16 protein-coding genes and 1 pseudogene are annotated in these 20,435 nt (G+C 61.8%); 11 read left to right on the top strand and 6 right to left on the bottom strand.

Going from position 1 to position 20,435, the window contains the following annotated elements:
• Nucleotides 1-192: 192 nt before the first annotated feature.
• From DAD99_RS08545 to DAD99_RS08525, 5 genes are all read right to left on the bottom strand, one after another.
• Complete coding sequence (locus tag DAD99_RS08545; RefSeq protein ID WP_193341173.1) at nucleotides 193-1,704, bottom strand: NAD-dependent succinate-semialdehyde dehydrogenase; 1,512 nt, start codon at nucleotides 1,702-1,704, stop codon at nucleotides 193-195.
• A 150-nt stretch (nucleotides 1,705-1,854) separates the two neighbouring features.
• Complete coding sequence (locus tag DAD99_RS08540; protein WP_193341172.1) at nucleotides 1,855-2,808, bottom strand: alpha/beta hydrolase; 954 nt, start codon at nucleotides 2,806-2,808, stop codon at nucleotides 1,855-1,857.
• Nucleotides 2,805-4,292, bottom strand: coding sequence for an NAD(P)/FAD-dependent oxidoreductase (locus DAD99_RS08535; protein WP_193341171.1), 1,488 nt, complete (start codon nucleotides 4,290-4,292; stop codon nucleotides 2,805-2,807). The genes DAD99_RS08540 and DAD99_RS08535 overlap by 4 nt, the downstream gene beginning before the upstream one ends.
• A 33-nt stretch (nucleotides 4,293-4,325) precedes the next feature.
• Entirely contained in the window at nucleotides 4,326-5,477 is a 1,152-nt protein-coding gene (locus tag DAD99_RS08530; RefSeq protein ID WP_309233231.1) for an alcohol dehydrogenase catalytic domain-containing protein, read from the bottom strand.
• Nucleotides 5,478-5,947: 470 nt separating this feature from the next.
• On the bottom strand, nucleotides 5,948-7,381 hold the full coding sequence (locus DAD99_RS08525; RefSeq protein ID WP_227007814.1) for a PucR family transcriptional regulator: 1,434 nt from the start codon (nucleotides 7,379-7,381) through the stop codon (nucleotides 5,948-5,950).
• A gap of 123 nt (nucleotides 7,382-7,504) precedes the next feature.
• Here DAD99_RS08525 and DAD99_RS08520 point away from each other — a divergent pair, with 123 nt between their 5' ends.
• From DAD99_RS08520 to DAD99_RS08485, 11 genes and pseudogenes are all read left to right on the top strand, one after another.
• Entirely contained in the window at nucleotides 7,505-8,863 is a 1,359-nt protein-coding gene (locus DAD99_RS08520) for an aminotransferase class III-fold pyridoxal phosphate-dependent enzyme (RefSeq protein ID WP_193341169.1), read from the top strand.
• Nucleotides 8,864-8,897: 34 nt separating this feature from the next.
• Nucleotides 8,898-10,145, top strand: coding sequence for a CaiB/BaiF CoA-transferase family protein (locus tag DAD99_RS08515; RefSeq protein WP_193341168.1), 1,248 nt, complete (start codon nucleotides 8,898-8,900; stop codon nucleotides 10,143-10,145).
• The gene (locus DAD99_RS08510) at nucleotides 10,142-11,344 is read left to right on the top strand and encodes an acyl-CoA dehydrogenase family protein (RefSeq protein WP_193341167.1); all 1,203 of its coding nucleotides are present in this window, start codon (nucleotides 10,142-10,144) and stop codon (nucleotides 11,342-11,344) included. The genes DAD99_RS08515 and DAD99_RS08510 overlap by 4 nt, the downstream gene beginning before the upstream one ends.
• Nucleotides 11,341-12,204, top strand: a pseudogene (locus DAD99_RS08505) (aldehyde dehydrogenase family protein); the annotation flags it as partial. The gene DAD99_RS08510 and the pseudogene DAD99_RS08505, both read left to right, overlap by 4 nt.
• A 55-nt stretch (nucleotides 12,205-12,259) precedes the next feature.
• Nucleotides 12,260-12,367, top strand: coding sequence for a hypothetical protein (locus DAD99_RS22025; RefSeq protein WP_255482439.1), 108 nt, complete (start codon nucleotides 12,260-12,262; stop codon nucleotides 12,365-12,367).
• Nucleotides 12,368-12,393: 26 nt separating this feature from the next.
• Nucleotides 12,394-12,549: a hypothetical protein gene (locus DAD99_RS21635; protein ID WP_227007813.1), complete on the top strand. Its 156-nt coding sequence runs from the start codon at nucleotides 12,394-12,396 to the stop codon at nucleotides 12,547-12,549.
• Nucleotides 12,550-12,852 (top strand): aldehyde dehydrogenase family protein, encoded by a 303-nt coding sequence (locus DAD99_RS21630; protein WP_309233232.1) that lies wholly within the window; start codon nucleotides 12,550-12,552, stop codon nucleotides 12,850-12,852.
• A gap of 17 nt (nucleotides 12,853-12,869) precedes the next feature.
• Complete coding sequence (locus DAD99_RS08500) at nucleotides 12,870-13,973, top strand: 3-hydroxyacyl-CoA dehydrogenase (protein ID WP_193341166.1); 1,104 nt, start codon at nucleotides 12,870-12,872, stop codon at nucleotides 13,971-13,973.
• Between the two features lie 82 nt (nucleotides 13,974-14,055).
• Nucleotides 14,056-15,264: an acetyl-CoA C-acetyltransferase gene (locus tag DAD99_RS08495; protein ID WP_309233230.1), complete on the top strand. Its 1,209-nt coding sequence runs from the start codon at nucleotides 14,056-14,058 to the stop codon at nucleotides 15,262-15,264.
• Nucleotides 15,264-15,482 (top strand): hypothetical protein, encoded by a 219-nt coding sequence (locus DAD99_RS08490; RefSeq protein ID WP_227007811.1) that lies wholly within the window; start codon nucleotides 15,264-15,266, stop codon nucleotides 15,480-15,482. Before DAD99_RS08495 ends, DAD99_RS08490 begins: the two co-directional genes overlap by 1 nt.
• A 1,404-nt stretch (nucleotides 15,483-16,886) precedes the next feature.
• Nucleotides 16,887-18,125, top strand: a complete 1,239-nt coding sequence (locus DAD99_RS08485; protein ID WP_193341163.1) for an amidohydrolase — start codon at nucleotides 16,887-16,889, stop codon at nucleotides 18,123-18,125.
• Nucleotides 18,126-18,864: 739 nt separating this feature from the next.
• Here the strand turns inward: DAD99_RS08485 and DAD99_RS08480 are convergent.
• Complete coding sequence (locus tag DAD99_RS08480; RefSeq protein ID WP_255482222.1) at nucleotides 18,865-20,088, bottom strand: cytosine permease; 1,224 nt, start codon at nucleotides 20,086-20,088, stop codon at nucleotides 18,865-18,867.
• Between the last annotated feature and the right edge of the window lie 347 nt (nucleotides 20,089-20,435).

The raw sequence follows: 20,435 nt of genomic DNA, 5'->3' as shown, positions 1-20,435 counted from the left end.
GCACCCGTCCGTGGCCGCGTCGCTGTTTCACGTTCCTTACGCTGTGCTTGCTGATAGAGAATGCTTCTCATCAAGAGTCCTTTGAGGTCGGAGACCAGGGAGATCGCTCATGGATGTGGTGGGTTCGGTGTCGTCGGTCCGTGTAGTGCACGGCCGTAGAGTGTGCGTCCCGCCCTGGCCATTGGTGCCCTGTCAGATACCTGCGGTGTAGGGGTCGGCGATGCCGATGTATTGGGTGGTGGTGTATTCGGCGATACCCTCGGAGCCGCCTTCGCGGCCGAGCCCGGACTGCTTGACGCCGCCGAAGGGTGCGGCAGCGTTCGAGATGATGCCGGCGTTGAAGCCCACCATCCCGAATTCGATCTGCTCGGCCACGCGCAGGAGCTTGTTGAAGTCGCGGCTGTAAAGGTATGAGGCCAGGCCGTATTCGCTGGCGTTGGCCAGCCGGATCGCGTCCTCCTCGGTGGCAAAGGTAGTGACGGGTGCGACGGGGCCGAAGATTTCCTGGCTGAGGATTTCGGCGTCGTTGGGGACGTTGCTCAGCACGGTGGGCTGGTAGAAGTACCCGGCTCCGTCCACTGGCGAGCCTCCGGTGACGGCGGTGGCTCCAGCGTCGACGGCGGCGCTGACCAGTGCGTGCACATTGTCGCGGGCACCGGCATCGATCAGGGGGCCTACCTGGGTGGCGGGTTCGGTGCCGCGGCCGGTGGCTAGGGCGCCCATGGCTGCGGCGAACTTCCGGGTGAACTCCGCGGCGACGGTTTCCTGGACGAGGAAGCGGTTGGCCGCGGTGCAGGCCTCGCCCATGTTCCGCATTTTGGCGGCCATTGCGCCTTCTACGGCTTTATCCAGGTCCGCGTCTTCGAACACGATGAACGGGGCGTTGCCGCCGAGTTCCATGGAGGTCCGCAGGACGTTCTGCGCTGCGTCGGCCATCAACTGTTTGCCTACGGGGGTGGACCCGGTGAAGGATACCTTCCGCAGCCGCGAATCTTGCAGCAGCGGCCCGGAGATCCCCGACGCGGAGGAGGAAGACACTACGTTGAGGACACCTGCGGGCAAGCCGGCCTCCATCATGGTCTGCGCAAAAAGCTGGGATGTCAGCGGGGTAAGCTTCGCCGGTTTCAGGACCATGGTGCATCCTGCGGCGATGGCAGGGGCTACCTTGCGGGTGGCCATGGCGAGCGGGAAGTTCCACGGCGTGATGAGCAGGCACGGACCCACGGGTTTGTGCTGGACCAGAATCTTGTTCTTGCCCTCCGGAGTGGTGAGGTAGCGGCCGTAGTCCCGGACCGTCTCCTCCGAGAACCAACGGAGGAATTCCGCCCCGTAAGCGACTTCCCCAAGCGATTCGGTCAGCGGCTTGCCCATTTCCAGGGTCATCAGCAGCGCGAAGTCCTCGGCGCGTTCGGTCACCAGGTCAAAGGCCCGGCGCAGGATCTCGGCGCGCTCCCGCGGTGCAGTGCGTGCCCAGGAGGCTTGGACCTTATCGGCCGCGTCGAGCGCGGCGACGGCGTCCTCACTCGTGGCGGAGGCGAGGGTAGCGAGCACCTCCCCCGTGGCGGGGTCATGGACATCGAACGTGCCGCCGTCGGACGCGTCCCGCCACCGACCTCCGATCAACAAACCGGTAGGGACAGAGGCAAGGAGCTCAGCCTCACGCTGGCGTGAGACAGCAATCGGATCAACGAGGGCAGTAGTCATGAAGATTCCTAAAGAAAGTAAGTGACGGTGATAACCCACCATGAGAGTGGACGGCTATCTCCGTCCTTTGATTGATCAGCCCGACGGGCTCAAGCGCCGGAAGCGACTTGCCACATCGGTCCTGTGATGGCGGGACGTACTCCATCTCAGTTAGATAGTGCGGTCCCTGATAAAGGCAGCGACCTGGCCGACTGTTTGTTCTCCACGGGGGATACGTCCCGCGGAGGTGAACAATCCGTGGGCGTACCCAGGGAGGTGCTGGTACTGGACCTCCGTGCCTGCACAGGCCAGGGCGGCGGCGTAGTTTGCCCCCTCGTCAACCAGCGGGTCGTTGTCCACAGTGATCACGTAAGCCGGTGGCAGCCCTGCGGGGAGCTGGGCTAGGGAAGGACTGATATCCGGTGCAGCGCGGTCCACGCCCTCTGGCAGGTAGTGGTCAGCGAACCAGGCGATGGTGTCAGCAACCAGAGGGAATCCCTCGGTGACGCGTTTGTAGGAAGGCGAGGACATGGTCAGATCCACCATGGGGTACATGAGGACCTGGGCCACTACAGGCAGGGGATCTGTGGTCGTGGCGTTCTCATTGGCTAGGACTGCGGCTAATTGTCCTCCCGCGCTGTCACCGACGAGCACAGCCTCGGTTACGTCCAGGCCGTGCTCGTTGCCGGCATCGAACAACCAGTGCATGGCCATGCGGCTGTCGTCAATCGCAGCCGGGTAGGGGTGCTCCGGGGCAAGCCGGTAGTCCACAGCAATGACCGGCAGGTTCGTGAGGGAGGCCAGGCGACGGCACAGTCCGTCATGTGTTGAGAGGCTGCCCATGACCCACCCCCCGCCGTGGAAAAACAGCACGGCGGGGGTGGGGCCTCCAACGGTGCGGGGGTCATAGACCCGCACCTTGAATCCATCCAGGCTGAAGTCAGTGACCGACGCCAGCGGATCACCGCTAAGGCCGTTGGCAGCGCAACCGTTCTCGTAGAGCTCGCGCACATGCTTCACGGAGTAGGAGTGAAGCGGACGTCCACCGGAGGCCCGGAATTTCTGCAGCACCTCTGCAGCGTCCGGTGCTATGGGCCTCCCGCTGAACCGGTCGGTTTTGGTCACTTTCCGGGTCCGGATTCGGCCAGCTGCAGGTAGTCCTCGAGCTGGAGGTCGTGGGTGTGGGACCGGTATTCTTCGACGGTTCCGGACCAGTTGTTGATAACGCGGCCGTCCTCGTTCTTGTACCAGGAGGAGCATTCGGAGGAGAACGCGGACTTCTGGAGTTCTTCCTGAACGTGTGCGTTGAACTTCTCAACTACCGCGCGGTCCACTTCCAGGAACCTTGATTCATCGGCTGCGATGTACTGCACAGCCTGGGCGATGTAGCGGTGCTGGGCCTCCAGCATGGATACGACCGAGTTGTGGTTGAGGTTGGTGTTGGGACCGTAGACCAGGAAGAGGTTGGGGAAGTTGTCGACGGCGATGCCCAGGTAGGCTTCGGGGGCGTTGCCCCACCGCTCGTCGAGGCCGATTCCGTCGCGTCCTGAAACGCGCATGGATCCCATGAAGGCGTGGCTCTTGAACCCGGTGGCGTAGATAATGACATCAAACTCGTGCTCGACCCCGTCAGCGGTGCGGAGGCCACGGGGAGTGAATTCCGTGATTGCCTCTGTCACGAGTTCTACGTTCTCGCGGGTCAGGGCGGGGTAGAAATCATCGCTCCGCAGGATCCGCTTGCAGCCGAAGTCGTAGTCGGGAGTGAGCTTGGCCCGCAGTTCAGGGTCAGAAACCTGGGTCTCGAGGTGCTGGCGGGCGAGCTCGACTCCTTCCTCGGAAGCTGCGGTGTGGCGGCGGGTGCGTTCGAATCCGGCTTCGCGGAATTCGTGGATTTCCTGACGCAGCTGACGGTAGGTGTCCGGGTTTTCCTGGAAGCAGGCGCTCTCTTCCTCCGTGAAGATGTACTGGTCACGGGGGAGGATGTAATTGGCTGAGCGCTGGAATACGGTCAGGTTCGACGCGATCTTGGCGACCTCGGGCACGTACTGAACCGCAGTTGCGGCGGAACCGATGGACGCGACGCGTTTGCCGGTCAGGTCAAGGTCGTGCCGCCACTTGGAGGAGTGGAACACCGCGCCCTCGAATGTTTCGGTGCCGGGGAAGTTGGGGATGTTCGGTTCGTTCAGCTGGCCCCAGGCAGCCACCACGGAACGGGTCAGGAACTCCGAGCCGTCGGCGGTGTGCACGGTCCAGAGGCGGCGGTCCTGGTCCCATTCAGTCGCGGTGATGTTCTGGCCGAAGTGGAGGTGCTTACCGAGTCCGAATTCCTCAACCATGGAACGCAGGTAGCCCTGGAGTTCCTCCTGGCCGGCATACATGCGGGAAACCTTGAGGTTCAGGAAGTAGCTGTAGCAGTACACAAGCGCCTGGGTGTCGCATGCGGCGCCGGGATAGGTGTTCTCGCGCCATACGCCTCCCACATCGTTGCCGCGCTCGAGGATCAGGAAGTCGTCGATGCCTTCCTGGACGAACTGGGCTCCCTGGCCTAGGCCGCCGAAGCCGGCGCCGATGATGATCGCGCTGTAAATGTGGTCATTTGTGGAGGTCATGATGTTCTCTCTTCGGAGCTGGAAGTGTGGTGGTCAGGAAAAGGTAATGATTTGGCGCAGTGCGTGGCCGCCGTCGAGCGTGTCCATGGCGCGGTTGATCTCTTCCAGCGGGATGGTGTCTGAGACCAGGCCTTCAACGGCCAGCTGGCCGGATCGCCAGAGTTGTTCGTAGATCGGGATGTCATGTTCCGGGACCGCCGAGCCGAGGTAGCTGCCCACGATCGACCGTGCCTCCGCTGTAAGGGTCAGTGGGTCGATGTTGATTGACTGGCCGGGTGCGGGCAGTCCGACGGTGACGGTAATGCCGCCCGGCTTTGTCAGTGCGACCGCTGTTTCCAGAGCGCGCGGGTGTCCTGCTGCTTCGATGACGGCGTCGAACTTTTCGCCGCGTTTCAGGGCATCAGCAGAGGTCAAGGCGTCAGCGGCACCGAGGTTTCGCGCGGCTTCCAGTTTTGCCGGCAAGGTGTCGATACCGACGACGTGTTCGACTCCGGTGGCGATGGCCGTAATGAGTGCCGCCATACCTACTCCGCCGAGACCGACGATGGCTACCCGGGCGGAAGGTGCGGGCTTGGCGACGTTGAGGATAGCTCCTCCTCCGGTGAGCAGTGCGCACCCGAGCAAAGCGGCTATGTGCGCCGGAACGTCCGCGCCCACGGGCACCACGGAACGGCGTGAGACCACTGCATAGGTGGCGAATGCGGAGACTCCGAGGTGGTGTTGGACGGGCTGACCCTCGCGGGAGAGTCTGCGGTTGCCGCCCAGCAGCGTTCCTTCCGTATTGGAAGCGCTGCCCTGCACGCATGGCGTTTTGCCGTTGGAGTTGCACCCTGCGCATTCACCGCAGCGGGGGAGGAAGGTCATTACGACGCGCTGGCCCAGGGAGATGTCGGTGACACCCTCGCCCAGTTCCTCCACGATGCCGGCTGCCTCGTGGCCGAGCAGCATGGGGACCGGCCGCGGCCGGTTGCCGTTGACTACGGAAAGGTCGGAGTGGCATACGCCCGCTGCCTCGATGCGGACTAGGATCTCGCCCGTGCCGGGTCCTTCGAGTTCAAGGTTTTCCACATGGATGGGACGGGTATCAACGTAGGGCCGCTCTGCCCCGATGGTCTCAAGTACCGCCCCGCGTATGGTCCTGGTGGTGGTTGTCTTTGCTATGGAGTTCGTATCTTGGATCGTCACGATTGTCCTCTCAGTGGTGCGGTGGAGCTGTGCAGAGGGAAGGTCTTGTGGGAGGGAGCGTGCGGCGCCGGCAACACCAAGCGTGCTGGCTCGTGTTGTTCTCATCGTTCCTCCTGCAACGGGTGTGCTCATCCCCTCGGGGATCGTTCCTCCGACGACGGACTGTCCATTGAGAGTAGGCAGCCGAATCCCGCTCGTCACCATGCAGAACGTAGATATCCAGACGTTTCTTTGTACGATTCGTCAAATAGGAGGAGTTTTTGAGGACTTGAGTCCCACCTGCGTCTGGGTAGTGTCGGAACGGTCCGCCCATGCCACGTAACCGTGGCAAGCGTGCAGGCGACATCGCCTGAGCGGCATGGACCCGCGGCAGTTAGGCGAGGGGAATGAAGGCCAGAGTGGCGAATCAGCTGCCCTAATGAATTCCGCCAATTCTTCGGTCGCCGGGCATCGAAATCAGGGTTTCACGCCTAATGTGGTGCCTGGGACCGTCCCCTAAGGGCGAGCCATAGCTGCGCTGCAACGTCGGGGTCATCCAAGTCAACCCCCAAGAGTTCCTTGGCTTGGGCAATCCTGTAACGAACAGAATTCCGATGTACGCCCAGTTCGCGGCCGGCGGCCTCCCATTGCCCGCGGTGGGCCAGATATGCGCGGACCGTTTCAAGGAGCTGACCGCTGTGGGAAGTTAGTTCATCCACCCATTCATCTGCCGGCAGGTCGAGGCCGTGTCCTATGCGTATCAGCTGTCCGGCGGGTGCTGAGGCAGCGGCCTCGGCCACCTGTGCTCCAATTTCGTGCAGGCGCCGTAGAGGCATGGGCCCACCCCATGCACCGCGGACACCTTTCGGCAGCCTTGGATAAGGGCTCGACGCTGACTGCAGCACAAACGTGACACCGGAACGTTCGAGGACCAGCCCGGACAGGGCGGGCCGCGCAGCCAGATGTTCGGTATCGGGCAGGACCGCGACGAATGCTGTTTCCGGTAGCGGATCGGAGTCCATCTGCTTTGCAAGGAGCCGCGCTGCATCGTCATGTCCTTCCAGGACCAGCGCCGCGAGCATGCCTTCAGCCCGTCGACGCTCAGCCGCGGCGTTGCGCTGTCCGGCTGCCCTGGCGGCTAGGAGCGTGGATGCGGTGAGGAACAAGTGCCGCTCGGCAGCAGCCAGTTGCCCGCTTCTGCCCAAAGCAAGATACCCGGAAGCCGCTGGACCGTCAGATACCGGGTAGAGGGAAGCAACACCGGATGCCAGTTGAATATTGCCCGTGGCCCCTCGGCGCGCGTTCCGCAAGATGGCAGATTCCCGTGTCAGTTCCGCCAGCAGTCCGGGTGGAAACTCAGCACCGCTGGCGGCGGACGATGGGGTCCCGTCACCTTCAGGCAGGTATGCCACCCAGGTTCCCAGGGCGCGCGACAATTCGCGCACGATCTCCGGTTCCGCATCATCCTGGGCCGCGGCCCGCGTCAACGCCACCTGGAGTCCTAACAGAGCAGTGAGTTCAGCTTCGCCCCCTTGCCTGACAAGTTCCCAATAGGCGCGAGATACGGCCAGGAAGGGGGACTCACGGGGAATGGTCAGAAGGGGAAGGCCGGCCTCAACGCAGGCGGCCCGCAGTTCGTCCGGCACCATGGCATGGCCGGAGCCCAGGCCAAGACCCAGGGCAGCGACGCGACCTTCCACCAAGCGTTGCACATAGTTTTTAGCGGCCTCTTGACGTGCGTCTCCGTCCAGGCCGGTGAGCTGCAATCCGACGGTGAGGAGAAGCTCGCCGCCGTAGAGGAACATCGTTGGATCCTCCAGCTCGGAGACGTGCACGCCCGTGAGTTCCACACGGGGGAGCGGTATGGGCCAGTAGGGCGCCAGGTCACGCTTTGCAGCCTCAACAAGCCTTGCGAGGGTAATCATGGGTAAATCATAGGCGATCGGTTTTGTACGCTGAGACCGTAAAAGGAATATCTTTGGATGTATTGTCCAACGACACGTCATCGGACTGTCCCTATGGTGGATTTCACCACACGAGGAGGACCTATGACTGTCACATCAGAACTCACAACAAACCAGGCCAACGATCCGGCCAGCGTTAAAGCCACAGCACGCCGCCTGCTCACCGAGCTCCCGGGACCGCGTTCCCGTGAGCTGGAGACCGAACGCCGCCAGCACGTCACCGACGCATTTGGTATCACCCTGCCCATATTCATCGATCACGCGCAGGGTGCGCTGCTCGTAGACGTTGACGGAAACCATCTCATCGACTTCGCCTCAGGCATTGCCGTGACGAGTGTTGGCGCCGCGAACCCGCAGGTGGCCAAGCGTGCCGCCGCCCAGCTGGAGCGGTTCACCCATACCTGCTTCATGGTGACCGAATACGCGTCCTTTGTCGAGGTCTGCCGGTGGCTCAATGAAAACACCCCGGGCGACTTCGAAAAGCGGACCGCACTGTTCACCACCGGAGCGGAGGCGGTTGAAAACGCCATCAAAGTGGCTCGAGCCGCCACTCGACGCCCCAACATTCTCGTCTTCGACGAGGCCTACCACGGGCGCACCCAGCTCACGATGGCGATGACGGCAAAGGAAAACCCATACCGGCTCAACTTCGGGCCCCTGCCGGGCTCAGTTTTCCGGGGACCGACCGCCCCAGCCCACACCTCTCCTGACGGACCGGGTAAGGCACTTGAGCAGATCGAGGCGCTTCTCGCCGAAAACGGTGCGGAAACCTTCGCAGCCATGGTCATCGAACCGATCCAGGGCGAGGGCGGCTTTATTGTTCAGGCCCCCGGGTTCCTCCAAGGTCTTCGTGAAATCGCTACCCGCCACGGCATCGTTCTGGTCATCGACGAGATCCAGGCAGGCATGGGCCGGACCGGCACGCTGTTCGCGTCCGAGCACGACGGAATTGCCGGCGACATCACACTGACCGCTAAGGCACTCGGCGGCGGCCTGCCGCTTTCGGCCGCTACCGGCCGCGCTGAGCTCATGAACGCTGTCCACACCGGTGGCCTTGGCGGAACGTACGCTGGAAACCCCGTAGCCTGTGAAGCCGCTCTGGCCGTGTTCGAGCTCCTTGAAGACGGCGCCCTTTTGCAGAACGCCGTTGCCATCGAAACCGCGGTGCGGCGTCGTCTGGAGCCGCTCGTCAAATTGGACGGTGTCGCGGACGTTCGCGGCAGGGGTGCGATGATGGCGATCGAGTTCAGCGACGCCTCCGGACCCCGCAAAGACCTCGCCACCACAGCAGCGAAGGCAGCCAATGCCCATGGTGTCCTGACTCTTACGTGCGGGACCAATGGAAATATCATCCGGCTGCTGCCTCCGCTCGTCATCGAAGCCGACGTCCTTGACGAGGGCCTGGCGGTACTGGAGGCATCCATTCGGTCGGCACTGTCATGACTTTCCGGGGAAGGTGGACCGGGCGGGGTCAGTTATGAGGTCGGGAGCGGAATCCGGCGCGCCACTTGAGGGGATTGTCGTCGCCGACTTCTCCCGCGTGCTTGCCGGTCCGCTCGCGACCATGACCCTGGCTGATCTCGGTGCTCGGGTCATCAAGGTGGAGCGGCCCGGAACCGGGGATGACACGCGGGAATGGGCACCACCTTCCTCAAAGACAGGTGCGACCTACTTCGAAAGCGTTAATCGGAATAAGGAATCCGTCACCCTTGACCTGACGGACCCCGAGGACCTGGAGCTTGCCCGGGAACTGGCACGCCGCGCCGACGTCTTGGTGGAGAACTTCAAACCCGGCGGGCTCGCCAAACTGGGCCTGGGATATGAATCATTGGCCGAGGAGAACCCAGGCTTGGTGTACGCATCGATTTCGGGTTTCGGCTCCGAAGGCGGACGCGATTTGCCTGGGTACGACTTCATAGTTCAGGCCGTCGGGGGACTGATGAGTATTACCGGGGACCCGCAGGGCGACGCCTACAAAGTAGGTGTGGCACTGGTCGATGTACTGACAGCGAAAGATGCCACGATCGGCATCCTCGCCGCCCTCACAGAGCGCAATTCCACAGGTAGGGGAAGACGGATCGAGGTCAATCTCCTCTCAAGCCTGCAGGGCGCCCTTGCCAACCAAGGCCAGGCGTACCTCGGCGCCGGTGTTACTCCTACGCGACTGGGCAATGACCACCCTTCCATCGTCCCGTACCAGCTTCTTGCCACACGTGATGACCCGCTGGCCGTTGCTGTGGGTAACGACTCACAGTTCGCCAAGCTCTGCCGCGCTATCGGTAATCCGGAGCTGGCGGAGGATCCCCGGTTTATTACCAATTCAGCGCGGGTAAAGCACCGCCGGGAACTTGTCCAACTGCTGGAAGCCGGGCTCGCGGGCGCTGGAGCGACGGAATGGCAGGACCAGCTGGTTTCCGTGGGAGTACCGGCAGGCCGCGTCGCCGGCATAGGTGAAGGCATTGCATACGCCGAGTCACTGGGTTTGGAACCGACCATTCAAGTCCATGACAAGGATGGAAACGTCACCGGCCGCCAACTCCGCCATCCGATCACATGGACGCCGGCGCTGCCACCGCGCACCCAAGCCCCACCCGCCCTCGGTGAGCACACCGGGGCGGTGCTGGACTGGCTGCGGCAACACCCCCAAAGCAAGACGTTTACCTGCACCCCTCAAAGTGCCGCCCATTCCCAAAATCACTTATGCCCAGGAGGGACCACATCATGACTCTTGCCCCTAGTTCCGCCGACATCGAGGCCACTCCTGCACCCGACCCCTCGGACCTGATCTCCTTCGACACTCTCCTCACTGCCGAGGAAATCGCACTGCGCGACCGGGTCCGGACCTACGTTCGGGACGAGATCAAACCGAACATCGCCCAGTGGTACGAAGAGGCCAGATTCCCGCTGGAAATCGTGCCTGATCTCGCGAAACTCGGCCTGCTCGGAATGCATTTGAAAGGATACGGCTGCGCCGGGGGAACCGCAGTCGACTATGGGCTGGCTGCTGCCGAACTCGAGGCCGGTGACTCAGGCATACGCACTTTCGTGTCCGTCCAGGGCTCTCTGGCCATGTCTGCGATCTCCAAGCACGGTTCCGAGGAACAGAAAGAGGAATGGCTTCCCCAGATGGCAGCCGGCACGGCCATCGGATGCTTTGGTCTCACGGAACCCACCGCCGGTTCAGACCCCTCTGCCATGGCCACTTTTGCCCGCCGCGACGGCGAGGACTGGATACTTACCGGCATCAAGCGGTGGATAGGACTCGCGAACGTGGCACAGGTGGCAGTGATCTGGGCCCAGACGGAGGCGGGAGTGCGCGGATTCGTCATACCAACCCAAGCTCCGGGCTTCACAGCCACCCCGATCGAGCCGAAGCTGTCAATGCGTGCTTCTGTTCAGTGTGAAATCACTCTGAAAGACGTGCGCCTGCCTGCCGACGCTGTCCTGCCGAACGTCACTGGCCTCCGCGGCCCTTTCGCCTGCCTCAACGAGGCACGTTATGGCATTGCCTGGGGCACCATGGGAGCCGCGCGTGACGCCTTCGAAGATGCCCTGGACTACTCCAAAAATCGGCTGCAGTTCGACCGGCCATTGGCCGGTTATCAGTTGACTCAGCAGAAGCTCGTGAACATGGCACTCGAGATCAACAAGGGTTTCCTTCTGGCGCTGCACCTGGGACGGCTCAAAGATGCCGGCAAGCTGCAAAATCATCAGATCAGCGTGGGCAAACTGAACAACTGTCGCGAAGCGATCGAAATTTGCCGCGAAGCACGCACCATCCTCGGCGGCAACGGGATCACTCTCGAACACTCGCCCCTTCGCCACGCGAACAACCTTGAATCCGTTCGTACCTACGAAGGCACTGACGAGGTCCACACCCTCATCCTTGGCCAGAAGCTGACAGGCATAGGTGCCTTTCGGTGAGTGCCGCCCTTGATGTGCCGGCCACGTCAGGCACCGCCCCCGGTGCGACGGGGACGGTGCAGCTCGGGCTCCTCATAGACCGGGACTGGGTACCAGGCAACGGCGGCCACCTCACCTCTGTAAATCCCAGCCGCCCGGAGGAGATCGCCGCCGAAGGCGGCACCGCCGTCCTTGCCGATCTCGACAGGGCCGTCCTGGCAGCGCGCGCCTCACAACGGGCATGGAACCGCACCCCGATCCACGAACGCGGCGCCGTCCTGGTTCGGGCCGCCGCAGCCTTGGAGTCGCAAGCCGACGTACTTGGCCTCGAACTTTCCCGCGAAGAAGGCAAGACCCTCACCGAGGGAAGGGCAGAGGTGCTGCGTGCAGCTCAAATCCTGCGCTACTTCGCCGCAGAGGGCGACCGTGTGGCCGGGGAGCGCTTTGCTTCGCCCCGGCGCGGGGAACGTATCCTCGTAACCCGTAAACCGCTGGGCTTAGTTGGCATCGTCACCCCGTTCAATTTTCCGATCGCCATCCCGGCATGGAAGATCGCTCCCGCCCTGGTGCACGGTAACGCGGTGGTGTGGAAGCCGGCTTCCACCGTCCCTCTTCTCGCCATGCGCTTTGCCGAAGCGCTCGTTGCCGCCGGGCTGCCCGCGGGGGTACTTAACCTTGTCGTTGGTCCCGGCTCTCTCGGAACTGCTCTTGTTCAGAGCCCTGGCGTGGACGCCATGTCCTTTACCGGCTCGTCAGCGGTCGGACGTGCACTGGCGGCCCAAGCTGCCGTCCGGGGAATTCCCATGCAAGGCGAAATGGGAGGAAAGAACGCGCCACGGGTTCTGGCCGATGCTGATCTGGACCTAGCTTCGGAACAGGTGCTTTTCGGGGGCGTTCCGCTCCACCGGACAGAAATGTACCGCAACATCACGGCTCATTCTCGCGGACCCCATCGCGGACGAATTCCTGGAGCGCCTCACGCTCCGACTCAGCGCTTGGCAGACCGGGGACCCTGTTGACTCAAAAGTACAGATGGGCCCGTAATCAGTGAGGCAGCGCGCAGGTCCATCATGAGCGGAATCGACACAGCCGTAGAGACGGGCGCCGTCGCCATCGCCGGAACATCTGCTGACAATTCCTATGCCGGTACTCCCGGCGGCTTCATCCCCCCGACTGTGCTGCAGCTCCCTGCTGGCAAGGCCGGATCAACCAACCTCGCCTGGTGAATAGAACTTTTCGGTCCCGTCTTGGCGGTCCGCCGGGCCGCGACCACCCAGGAAGCATTCGGTTTGGCCGAAGAGTCCGAGTTCGGCCTGTCTGCAGCATTATTCACCCGTGACCTTGCGACAGCATTGGAAGCAATCGAAGCCCTCGATGTGGGAATCCTTCAGCTCAACTCCGAATCTGCCGGTTCAGATCCTCATGTGCCGTTCGGCGGATCAAAGAAGAGCAACTTCGGTCCCAAGGAACAGGGCGGCGCGGCCAAAGACTTCTACACACACACGACAACGGTCTACCTCCGCGGGTAGGAACGAAGAAGGATCAGATGGCTCACACTCTTACAAAAACGCCTGACCCCTTAGCGGTATCAGCCGCTAACGCGAGGCAGCCGAAAACCATCCAAACCTTCGGCGTCGTTGGCGCGGGCCTTATGGCAAGCCAGCTCGTCCTGCTGGTCGCGGACAAGCTCCGCATCCCGGTCCTCCTCAGCGATCTTTCCACCGACCGGGTGTCCGCGGCCCTCCACCGAATGCGCGGACATCTTGACCGGCAGGAGGCCAAAGGCAAGCTCCGACCAGGCGAGGCAGCCGAAATCGCCGGGCTAATCCGGGGCACCACCGATCCGTCGAGGTTCAGCGGGTGCGACGCCGCAATCGAGGCGGTCTTCGAGGACCAAAAGAATAAACGGAGCGTATTCCGGCAGCTCGAGGAGCACATCGATCCGGATGCCCTCCTGCTCACCAACACTTCCTCGCTCTCGGTCACCGACATGGCACGTGGCCTCAAGCACCCAGACAGGGTGCTTGGGTTCCACTTCTTCAATCCAGTCGCTGTCCTCCCGCTCGTCGAATTGGTCCGGACCCCCCTCTCATCCGATACCGCTCTCGCCACAGCATGGAGCCTCGCCGCGGGTCTCGGCAAGACCGCCATACCTGTCACTGATACGCCCGGCTTTGTCGTCAACCGACTCCTCACGCGCCTGTTTAACGAAATACTCGCTGAAATCGACAAAGGCGGGGACCCCGTTGCCGTAGACCGTTCCCTCTCACCGTGGGATCTGCCCATGACACCCCTTCACCTGATCGGCTACATAGGCCCCTCGGTGCAACAGCACATCTGTGACACACTGCACCGCGCCTACCCCGCCCGCTTCGACCGGTCAGCCTCTCTCACGGCAGTCGTAAAAGCCGGACTGCCGGGCTTCTTCGACGAAAACGGCAAAGTTCCTCCCGCGGCACGGACCCTACCCCCGGAGCCGCACGGAGTGGACCCGGACCGGGTACGGCTGCGCGTCCGCCATGCATTGGCCCAAGAAGCCCAGCTCATGCTGGACGAAGGCGTCGTCGCAACCTGGGAGGACATCAACCGCTGCATGACTCTCGGCGCCAACTTCCCGACAGGCGGCCTGACACGCCTCCTCGCGACGTAACATGCACAACCGTTCAAAACGAGGTACGGCCAATCGAAGTAAGTTCGAGCCGTCTCCACCAACAAATCCCGGAGCAACCGCAGTGAAAACAGAATCTAACTTCCGACTACCCGACCCGAGGGATGTCGTCATTATCGGCGCAGCACGCACCGCTCAGGGACGACTGCTGGGCCAATTGGCACCACTTTCCGCCGTCGAACTGGGCGGAGCGGCCATCGCTGGCGCCCTCTCACGGGCCAGCGTCCCGGCAGATACCGTCGATGCCGTCATCATGGGCCAAGTTCTCCAGTCAGGGACCGGACAAAACCCGGCCCGGCAGAGCGCGGTCGCCGCGGGAATTCCCCTGAGCGCACCCGCCGTGACAGTGAACAAAGTGTGCCTCTCGGGACTGTCGGCCATAATCGAGGCCGCCCGAATGCTACGCCTTGGCGACGCAGCCGTCGTCGTCGCCGGCGGCCAGGAATCGATGAGCCAAGCCCCCCGCCTAGTCGCAGGCACCCGGACCGGGAATGCGTACGGAGCGCTCACTCTGGTGGACGCAGCCGCCCAGGACGGCTTAACAGACGCATTCGACCACGAGGCCATGGGCCTGGCCACTGACCGCGCCAACTCGGCATTGGGCATTTCGCGGGCAACCCAAGACGCCGTCGCCGTCACCTCCCACTTGCGGGCAGCCGCAGCCCAAGATTCAGGAGTGTGGGCCCAGGAAATCATCCCTGTGAAGGTGCCCACACGAAAGGGCGTCCTCGAAATCACCGAGGATGAAGGCATCCGCCCCGATGCTTCACAGGAGTCGCTGGCCCGTCTGCGCCCCGCCTTCTCCCCGGATGGGACGGTGACTGCGGGCAACGCCTCACCTTTGACCGATGGCGCCGCGGCAGTTGTACTGACCACCCGGGAGACCGCCCAGAGGCATGGGTGGGATGTCCTCGCAGTCCTTCGGGCCCACGGACAAATCGCCGGGCCTGACACATCCCTGCCGGACAAGCCCGCCAAAGCGATCCGCGCCGCCCTGTTGCGCGAAGGCTGGACAGCCGAAGAACTCGACCTGATCGAGATCAATGAAGCCTTCGCCTCAGTTGCATCGCATTCCAGGGAACTGCTCGGCGTGTCCGAGGACCGGATCAACATACACGGCGGCGCAGTTGCCATCGGACACCCAATCGGTGCTTCAGGAGCCCGGCTGGTTGTCACTGCCGTGCACGAACTCATCCGCCGCGAAACGGGCCGGGCCGCCGTTGCACTATGTGGAGGCGGGGGCCAGGGCGACGCCCTGCTCCTGGAACGCTGATGTTCGAGCAGTGGCACACCGCTACACACCTCCGCCGAACAGTAGATTGGCAGGACCATGTGGGCGACATCGTAGAGATCCGCTCCAACGACCGCGTTGTTCGCCGGGGGATCGTCGAAGAAGAAATGCCGGACGGTTCAGGCCTATGGTTGGCAGCCGATGCCGCTGACCGCCGGGAGTACTTCCACAAAGATCTCGGCTGCGAGCTTTGGATCTAGTCCAGGGGAGACTGTCATCGACTGGCTGAGGAGCAGCGCTCCGTGAAACATCACCTCCGCACACTCCACCGGCGCACCCCTACGTGCTCATCGCCGAACGCGGCGTGGAGACACTGGTCGGTGCAACCGTAGGGGTCAAGGTCCTCATCATCTTCTCCGGACACGACGGCCACGACATATAGTTGCCAGCAGGGGAGACGGATCACCCCGCTCAGCGTCCGCTCCTACTGAGATCAAACCCAGCTTCCGGCGATGTGACACGGCGCTGAAGGCTGGTTCTCCATGCACTCCCCACAAGAGCGGCGAACCAACACCGTCGTTGCTGTTGATTGATGCAGAATCGAAGTGATTGGCATCTGAGATTTCTCTTGCCGGCCGCGGGAATGCGCCCGGCTCGACAGGCCTCTTGAGTCCGGCGCAGTTCTACTATCGGTTCTGACTGCCGTATGAGACCCTGTGCGTCGATTCAACTGACCGCCGGTCGGCGCGCTCCTGCTGACGTGCTGAGCTTACCCACCCGGACTGCTGGACACCGGCAACCGACGGGGAAGTTCCAACCACTTCTTCAGGGGACCCGAGGCGCCGGGAGGTGTTCTTGCTCTGAACGAGGATCCTGCTTTTCATGAGCTTTGCTCTTCTCAAAATTTGTAAACGAAAGGGGCAACTGCAAGACGTTGAACGTCAGGAGTAAGTGCTTCGGGAGTTCGCGTTTATCGACGGTGATACGAAGCGAACGAGCGTCCATACAGTCTGGGAGCCGTGCAGCGGTGGCATAACTTCTCCTTGCTGCAGGTAACGTACGGGCAAAGGAGCACCCTCGGGTCCCCACCAGCCACTACAAGGCGCGTGGTGCCCTGTTCTTGCGTTGATAGTCGAACTGTTCGAGCGGTTCACCTGAAGCTGCAGCACGGATGCCCCTTTTTTCGGCGTGGTCCTGACAATGAAGGCCTGTACATGAATGCCGCTTGGAGAATCAGGCTGTCCCCTGATCGTAGGGACGCCCCACACGCGAGTCACCGTACACTTCGTCAAGACTTCCGCTTTTATCTGTACTGATCGCCGAAACAGCTGGTCTTCGCCTTCCCGGGCCTTGATACAGTCCCTTTATGGAGGGTTGAGATGACCCGGACAAGTCCATCCAGTCCAGAAGTAACTGCGTGCAAATTTTAGAGGCCCGGGTTCCCGCGCCCGGGGATACCTAAACAAAGTCATGAAAACGCTCAGCTTCCTGCGGTAAGTACCTCCTGCCCACCAACGCCTGACCCGTGGTACTGCCCTCACAGGTATAGGCTCAGGAACGACTATGGTCGCCACTTCAGCGAGCCCACTTAGAAGTCGGATGATCGGACCTTCCCGAGGCAGCCAGGGCCGACTCGTTTATGTCCTGCTAAGCAGGCGATACTCATGGAACCAGGAGGCACAGCAACCGTTATGGCAAGTGTGCGCACCGCCCTCGCGGAGGGCGTCAAGGAGTGGAAACCGCGGGTTCAGGCCATGGCCCACGAAATTCATTCCAACCCCGAGGTGGCCTTCGAGGAGGTCCGCTCGTCGGAGGCAGCAGCGGCGCTCCTGGCTGAAGGCGGCTTCACAGTTGAGCGGGGCACTGGTGGTCTTCCGACAGCTTTTACAGCTACCGCCGGAAGCGGTGCCTTAAAGGTGGCACTGTGCGTGGAATACGACGCGCTTCCAAACATTGGACATGCGTGCGGGCACAACCTTATTGCTGGCGCGTCAGTCGCCGCTGCCCTTGCCCTGAGACCCTATGTAGACGAGCTCGGCATCACACTGAAGGCCATTGGAACCCCTGCTGAGGAAAACGGTGGCGGCAAGGCGCTTCTTCTTGAACGTGGGGCGTTTGACGGTATCAGCCTCGCCCTGATGGTTCACCCTGTCCAGGATGGGGTGACCTATAACCCGGCAGGTACCAGCGCCCAGGCGATGGGCAGGTACAAGGCGACGTTCGTTGGGAGGGCCGCCCATGCGGCAGCAGCCCCCCACCTGGGCGTAAACGCTGCAGATGCAGCTGTGCTGAGCCAAGTCGCCGTAGGGTTACTGCGTCAGCAGATACCTGGAGACCACCGAATAGCTCTATTTGTCGCTGAGGCGGGGCACGCCACGAACATCATCCCGGAACGGGCGGTAGTCGAGTTTGAGTGCCGGGCATTCACTTTGAGGGAATATGAAGCCCTGCTTGAGCGCGTCCGCGGCTGTTTTGAAGGGGCCGCCCTGGCCACCGGAACAACGCTGATCATTGAGGCGACAGAACCCGCATATGAGCCGTTACTCCAAGACAACGCCCTGGCTGCACACTGGACTGACGCGATGTTCACGTTCGGCAAGGACACATCTACGTCCGGCGACATGAGTGGTGGGTCAACTGATATGGGCAACGTCTCCCAGGTAATTCCCACCCTGCATCCCTGGCTGAGTATCCCCGGGGCGAATGTACCAATCCACTCACACGAGTTCGCAGTATTTGCCGATTCCCCTGAGGCGTACAGCGTGATGTTCGAGGCAGCAACCGCCCTGGCTTGGACAATCGCCGGCGCAGCAACGACCCCCGCCGAAAGAGAACGCTTTATTAAAGCGGCATACCGCCGCCAGACCGTCACCGCGAAGGTACCCCATGAGTACCAGCACTAAATCGCGCGGAGACAAAGTTTGTGTCCGGCTGACCGCGAGTGTTTGTCTAGCGTTGGATTCGGCTTGATACTAGGTGATTTTCCTTCGAATGTGATGACGACGGCCTTCAAGGCAGGCTTCCAACGGTACCCGTCGTGCCCTGCCTTTTGTCTGTGTGGTCAATGGCCAGATAAGGGCATTCCGGACCGCCATCCCAGTCGGGAAGTATCACTCTGACCCTGACCGCGCGCCGGGCGGGACGTTGACGGATTTTGACGGCGTTGGTGCTTCAGATAGTGCGCCGGATGTCGACGACACAGTCCCGGACATGCAAAGCGGGCGACAAGAGGTTTGTGACACGAGCGACCACGATGCCCTTCGGAGGGGGCATGACCTGGGCTGAGCTCAAGGAAGGCCACGGCGAAGGCCCGCTGTGTGTAACGAGCGGTGGCACCGGGTTGGACATACGACGCAGGAGTGGGTCGAACCTGCCACTGCAGGTTTTCCGGCAACTGGACAACGTCTGGGTCCCGGCCCCGGCACCGGATGGGTTTACGGAGCTATTACCCATAAGGCAAGTCTTGGCCGGTTCATCGTTCACCGGGCTCAGGTCTATGGCGTGCCTCCCGAGGTGCTGGATCGGCTTCTCTGCGGAATTGTGGGTCTTCTCTAAGAGCTTGGACGATAACAGAGGCGTGGGCGAACTCCACCGGACAACTTTGTCCGATGGAGTTCGGCCGCACGTGCTAGCGATTTGGCTTCAGCTGGTGGGATGCGAAATGGCAGGATCCAATTCTTCATCGGCTGGGTCAATCGTATCTACGGAATTGATTAGACGCGGCGGGGAGAATTTATAGGCACCGTAATAGACGCCTGCAGCCAAGGCCATGGTGATCAAAGGCGTAAGCTGGGAGATTACCGGCCACGCTGTTTGTTCAGTGAGTGCAATTCCGGTTGCTGAAGCGAATACCCAGGCGATTGCTCCGGGGCTGACCGCTTTGAGATTTCCAGGGCGGATATCAGGGACAAGATCTTGCGTTTTCCAGTTCAGTGCAATAAATACCAGTGCGATGGCAACCCAGGCGGTTACAAATACGCCTTGCCAGGCCAGGGCCTTGAGAAGGTAACTCAGAACATCGGTGAGCATGAGCAAAAAGGCCAGAGCGCCGCAGACGATAACCCATACATAGCGGGGCAGGTTGAGTCTAAATACCCGACTGGCAAATGCCGAGAGGTTTTCGGATGCCAGGAAGTAGTTGGCGGTATTGATGCGGGTCTGTGAGATAAGGATGACGAGCAGGCCGACCAGTCCGAGCGATGAGATAAACGCTTGGACGACCCCGGTTTCTGAGGCTTCAATTCGCCATGCGCTCATGATGTATATGCCGACCAGCCCGTTGAGCCCGAACGTGAATGCGTAGAAGACCCATCCAAATGTCACCGTACCGAGGAATTTTTCGTCTTGTTGTCGTCCCAGCCGGGCATAGTCAAAGGTGTACATCATCATGATGTAGACGCCCATGTAGATAAGGTACGAAGTGAGCCAGCCGGGCAGGGCCGATGAGACGGCGGCCTGGCCAATCCAGTCTGTGGGTACTCCCCGGATGAGAGTAGCGGCGACGACCACCGCAATCAGGCCGGCAACATAGAGCGGGAGCAGGACACCGTTGAGTTTGTCCAGCCAGTTCTGTACGCCCCCCAGGGCCAGGGGAATGGCGTAGAGCACCACGATGCCATACCAAACGACCATGCTGCCGCCGAAGTACTCGTGGAATGCGACGGCGATAATGGATCCTTCGAACACTGCGTAGTAGATGGCCGTGGCTGCAAAGATCAGAGATGCCAGGGCGGAGCCGACCAGTCCGAAGAGTGTGCGGGAGAAGAGGCTGACTGTGAGTCCTGTCCGCGCCGCGTAGCGCGACAGAACCGTGTTGATGGCACCGTAGGTGACAATGGTGAGCGCCATTCCGATCAGGGTGTTCACGACACCGACTGCTCCTGCTGAGGCCACAGCTACGTAGATCCAGAACATGGCGGAGAATACCGCCCACCAAGCCATGGTGAGTGACCATTTTCCGGCACGCTCAGTGGCGGGTAGAACGTAATTTGAGTACGACAATTTTGCACCTTTCAAGTCTTTGAAGAAGCCAGGGAGGGGGATGCTTGGCCGGAGATCGTTTCGAGAGGAGCCGCCATGGCTCCTCCGGGTTCGTGCCGGCGTTAGCTCCCTGTCAAATTGAGTTGCTTCCCTCACCGTGGTCACGGATCTGTCGCGATTGCAGGGCAATGACGATGCCGGGTCCGCCGACGCGATCAGCGCCGGCGGACCCG

The organism is Pseudarthrobacter sp. AB1 (assembly GCF_014926485.1).
Taxonomy (GTDB): domain Bacteria; phylum Actinomycetota; class Actinomycetes; order Actinomycetales; family Micrococcaceae; genus Arthrobacter.
The sequence above is the reverse complement of the archived record's forward strand: the minus strand, read 5'-3'. Positions and strand labels throughout refer to the sequence as shown.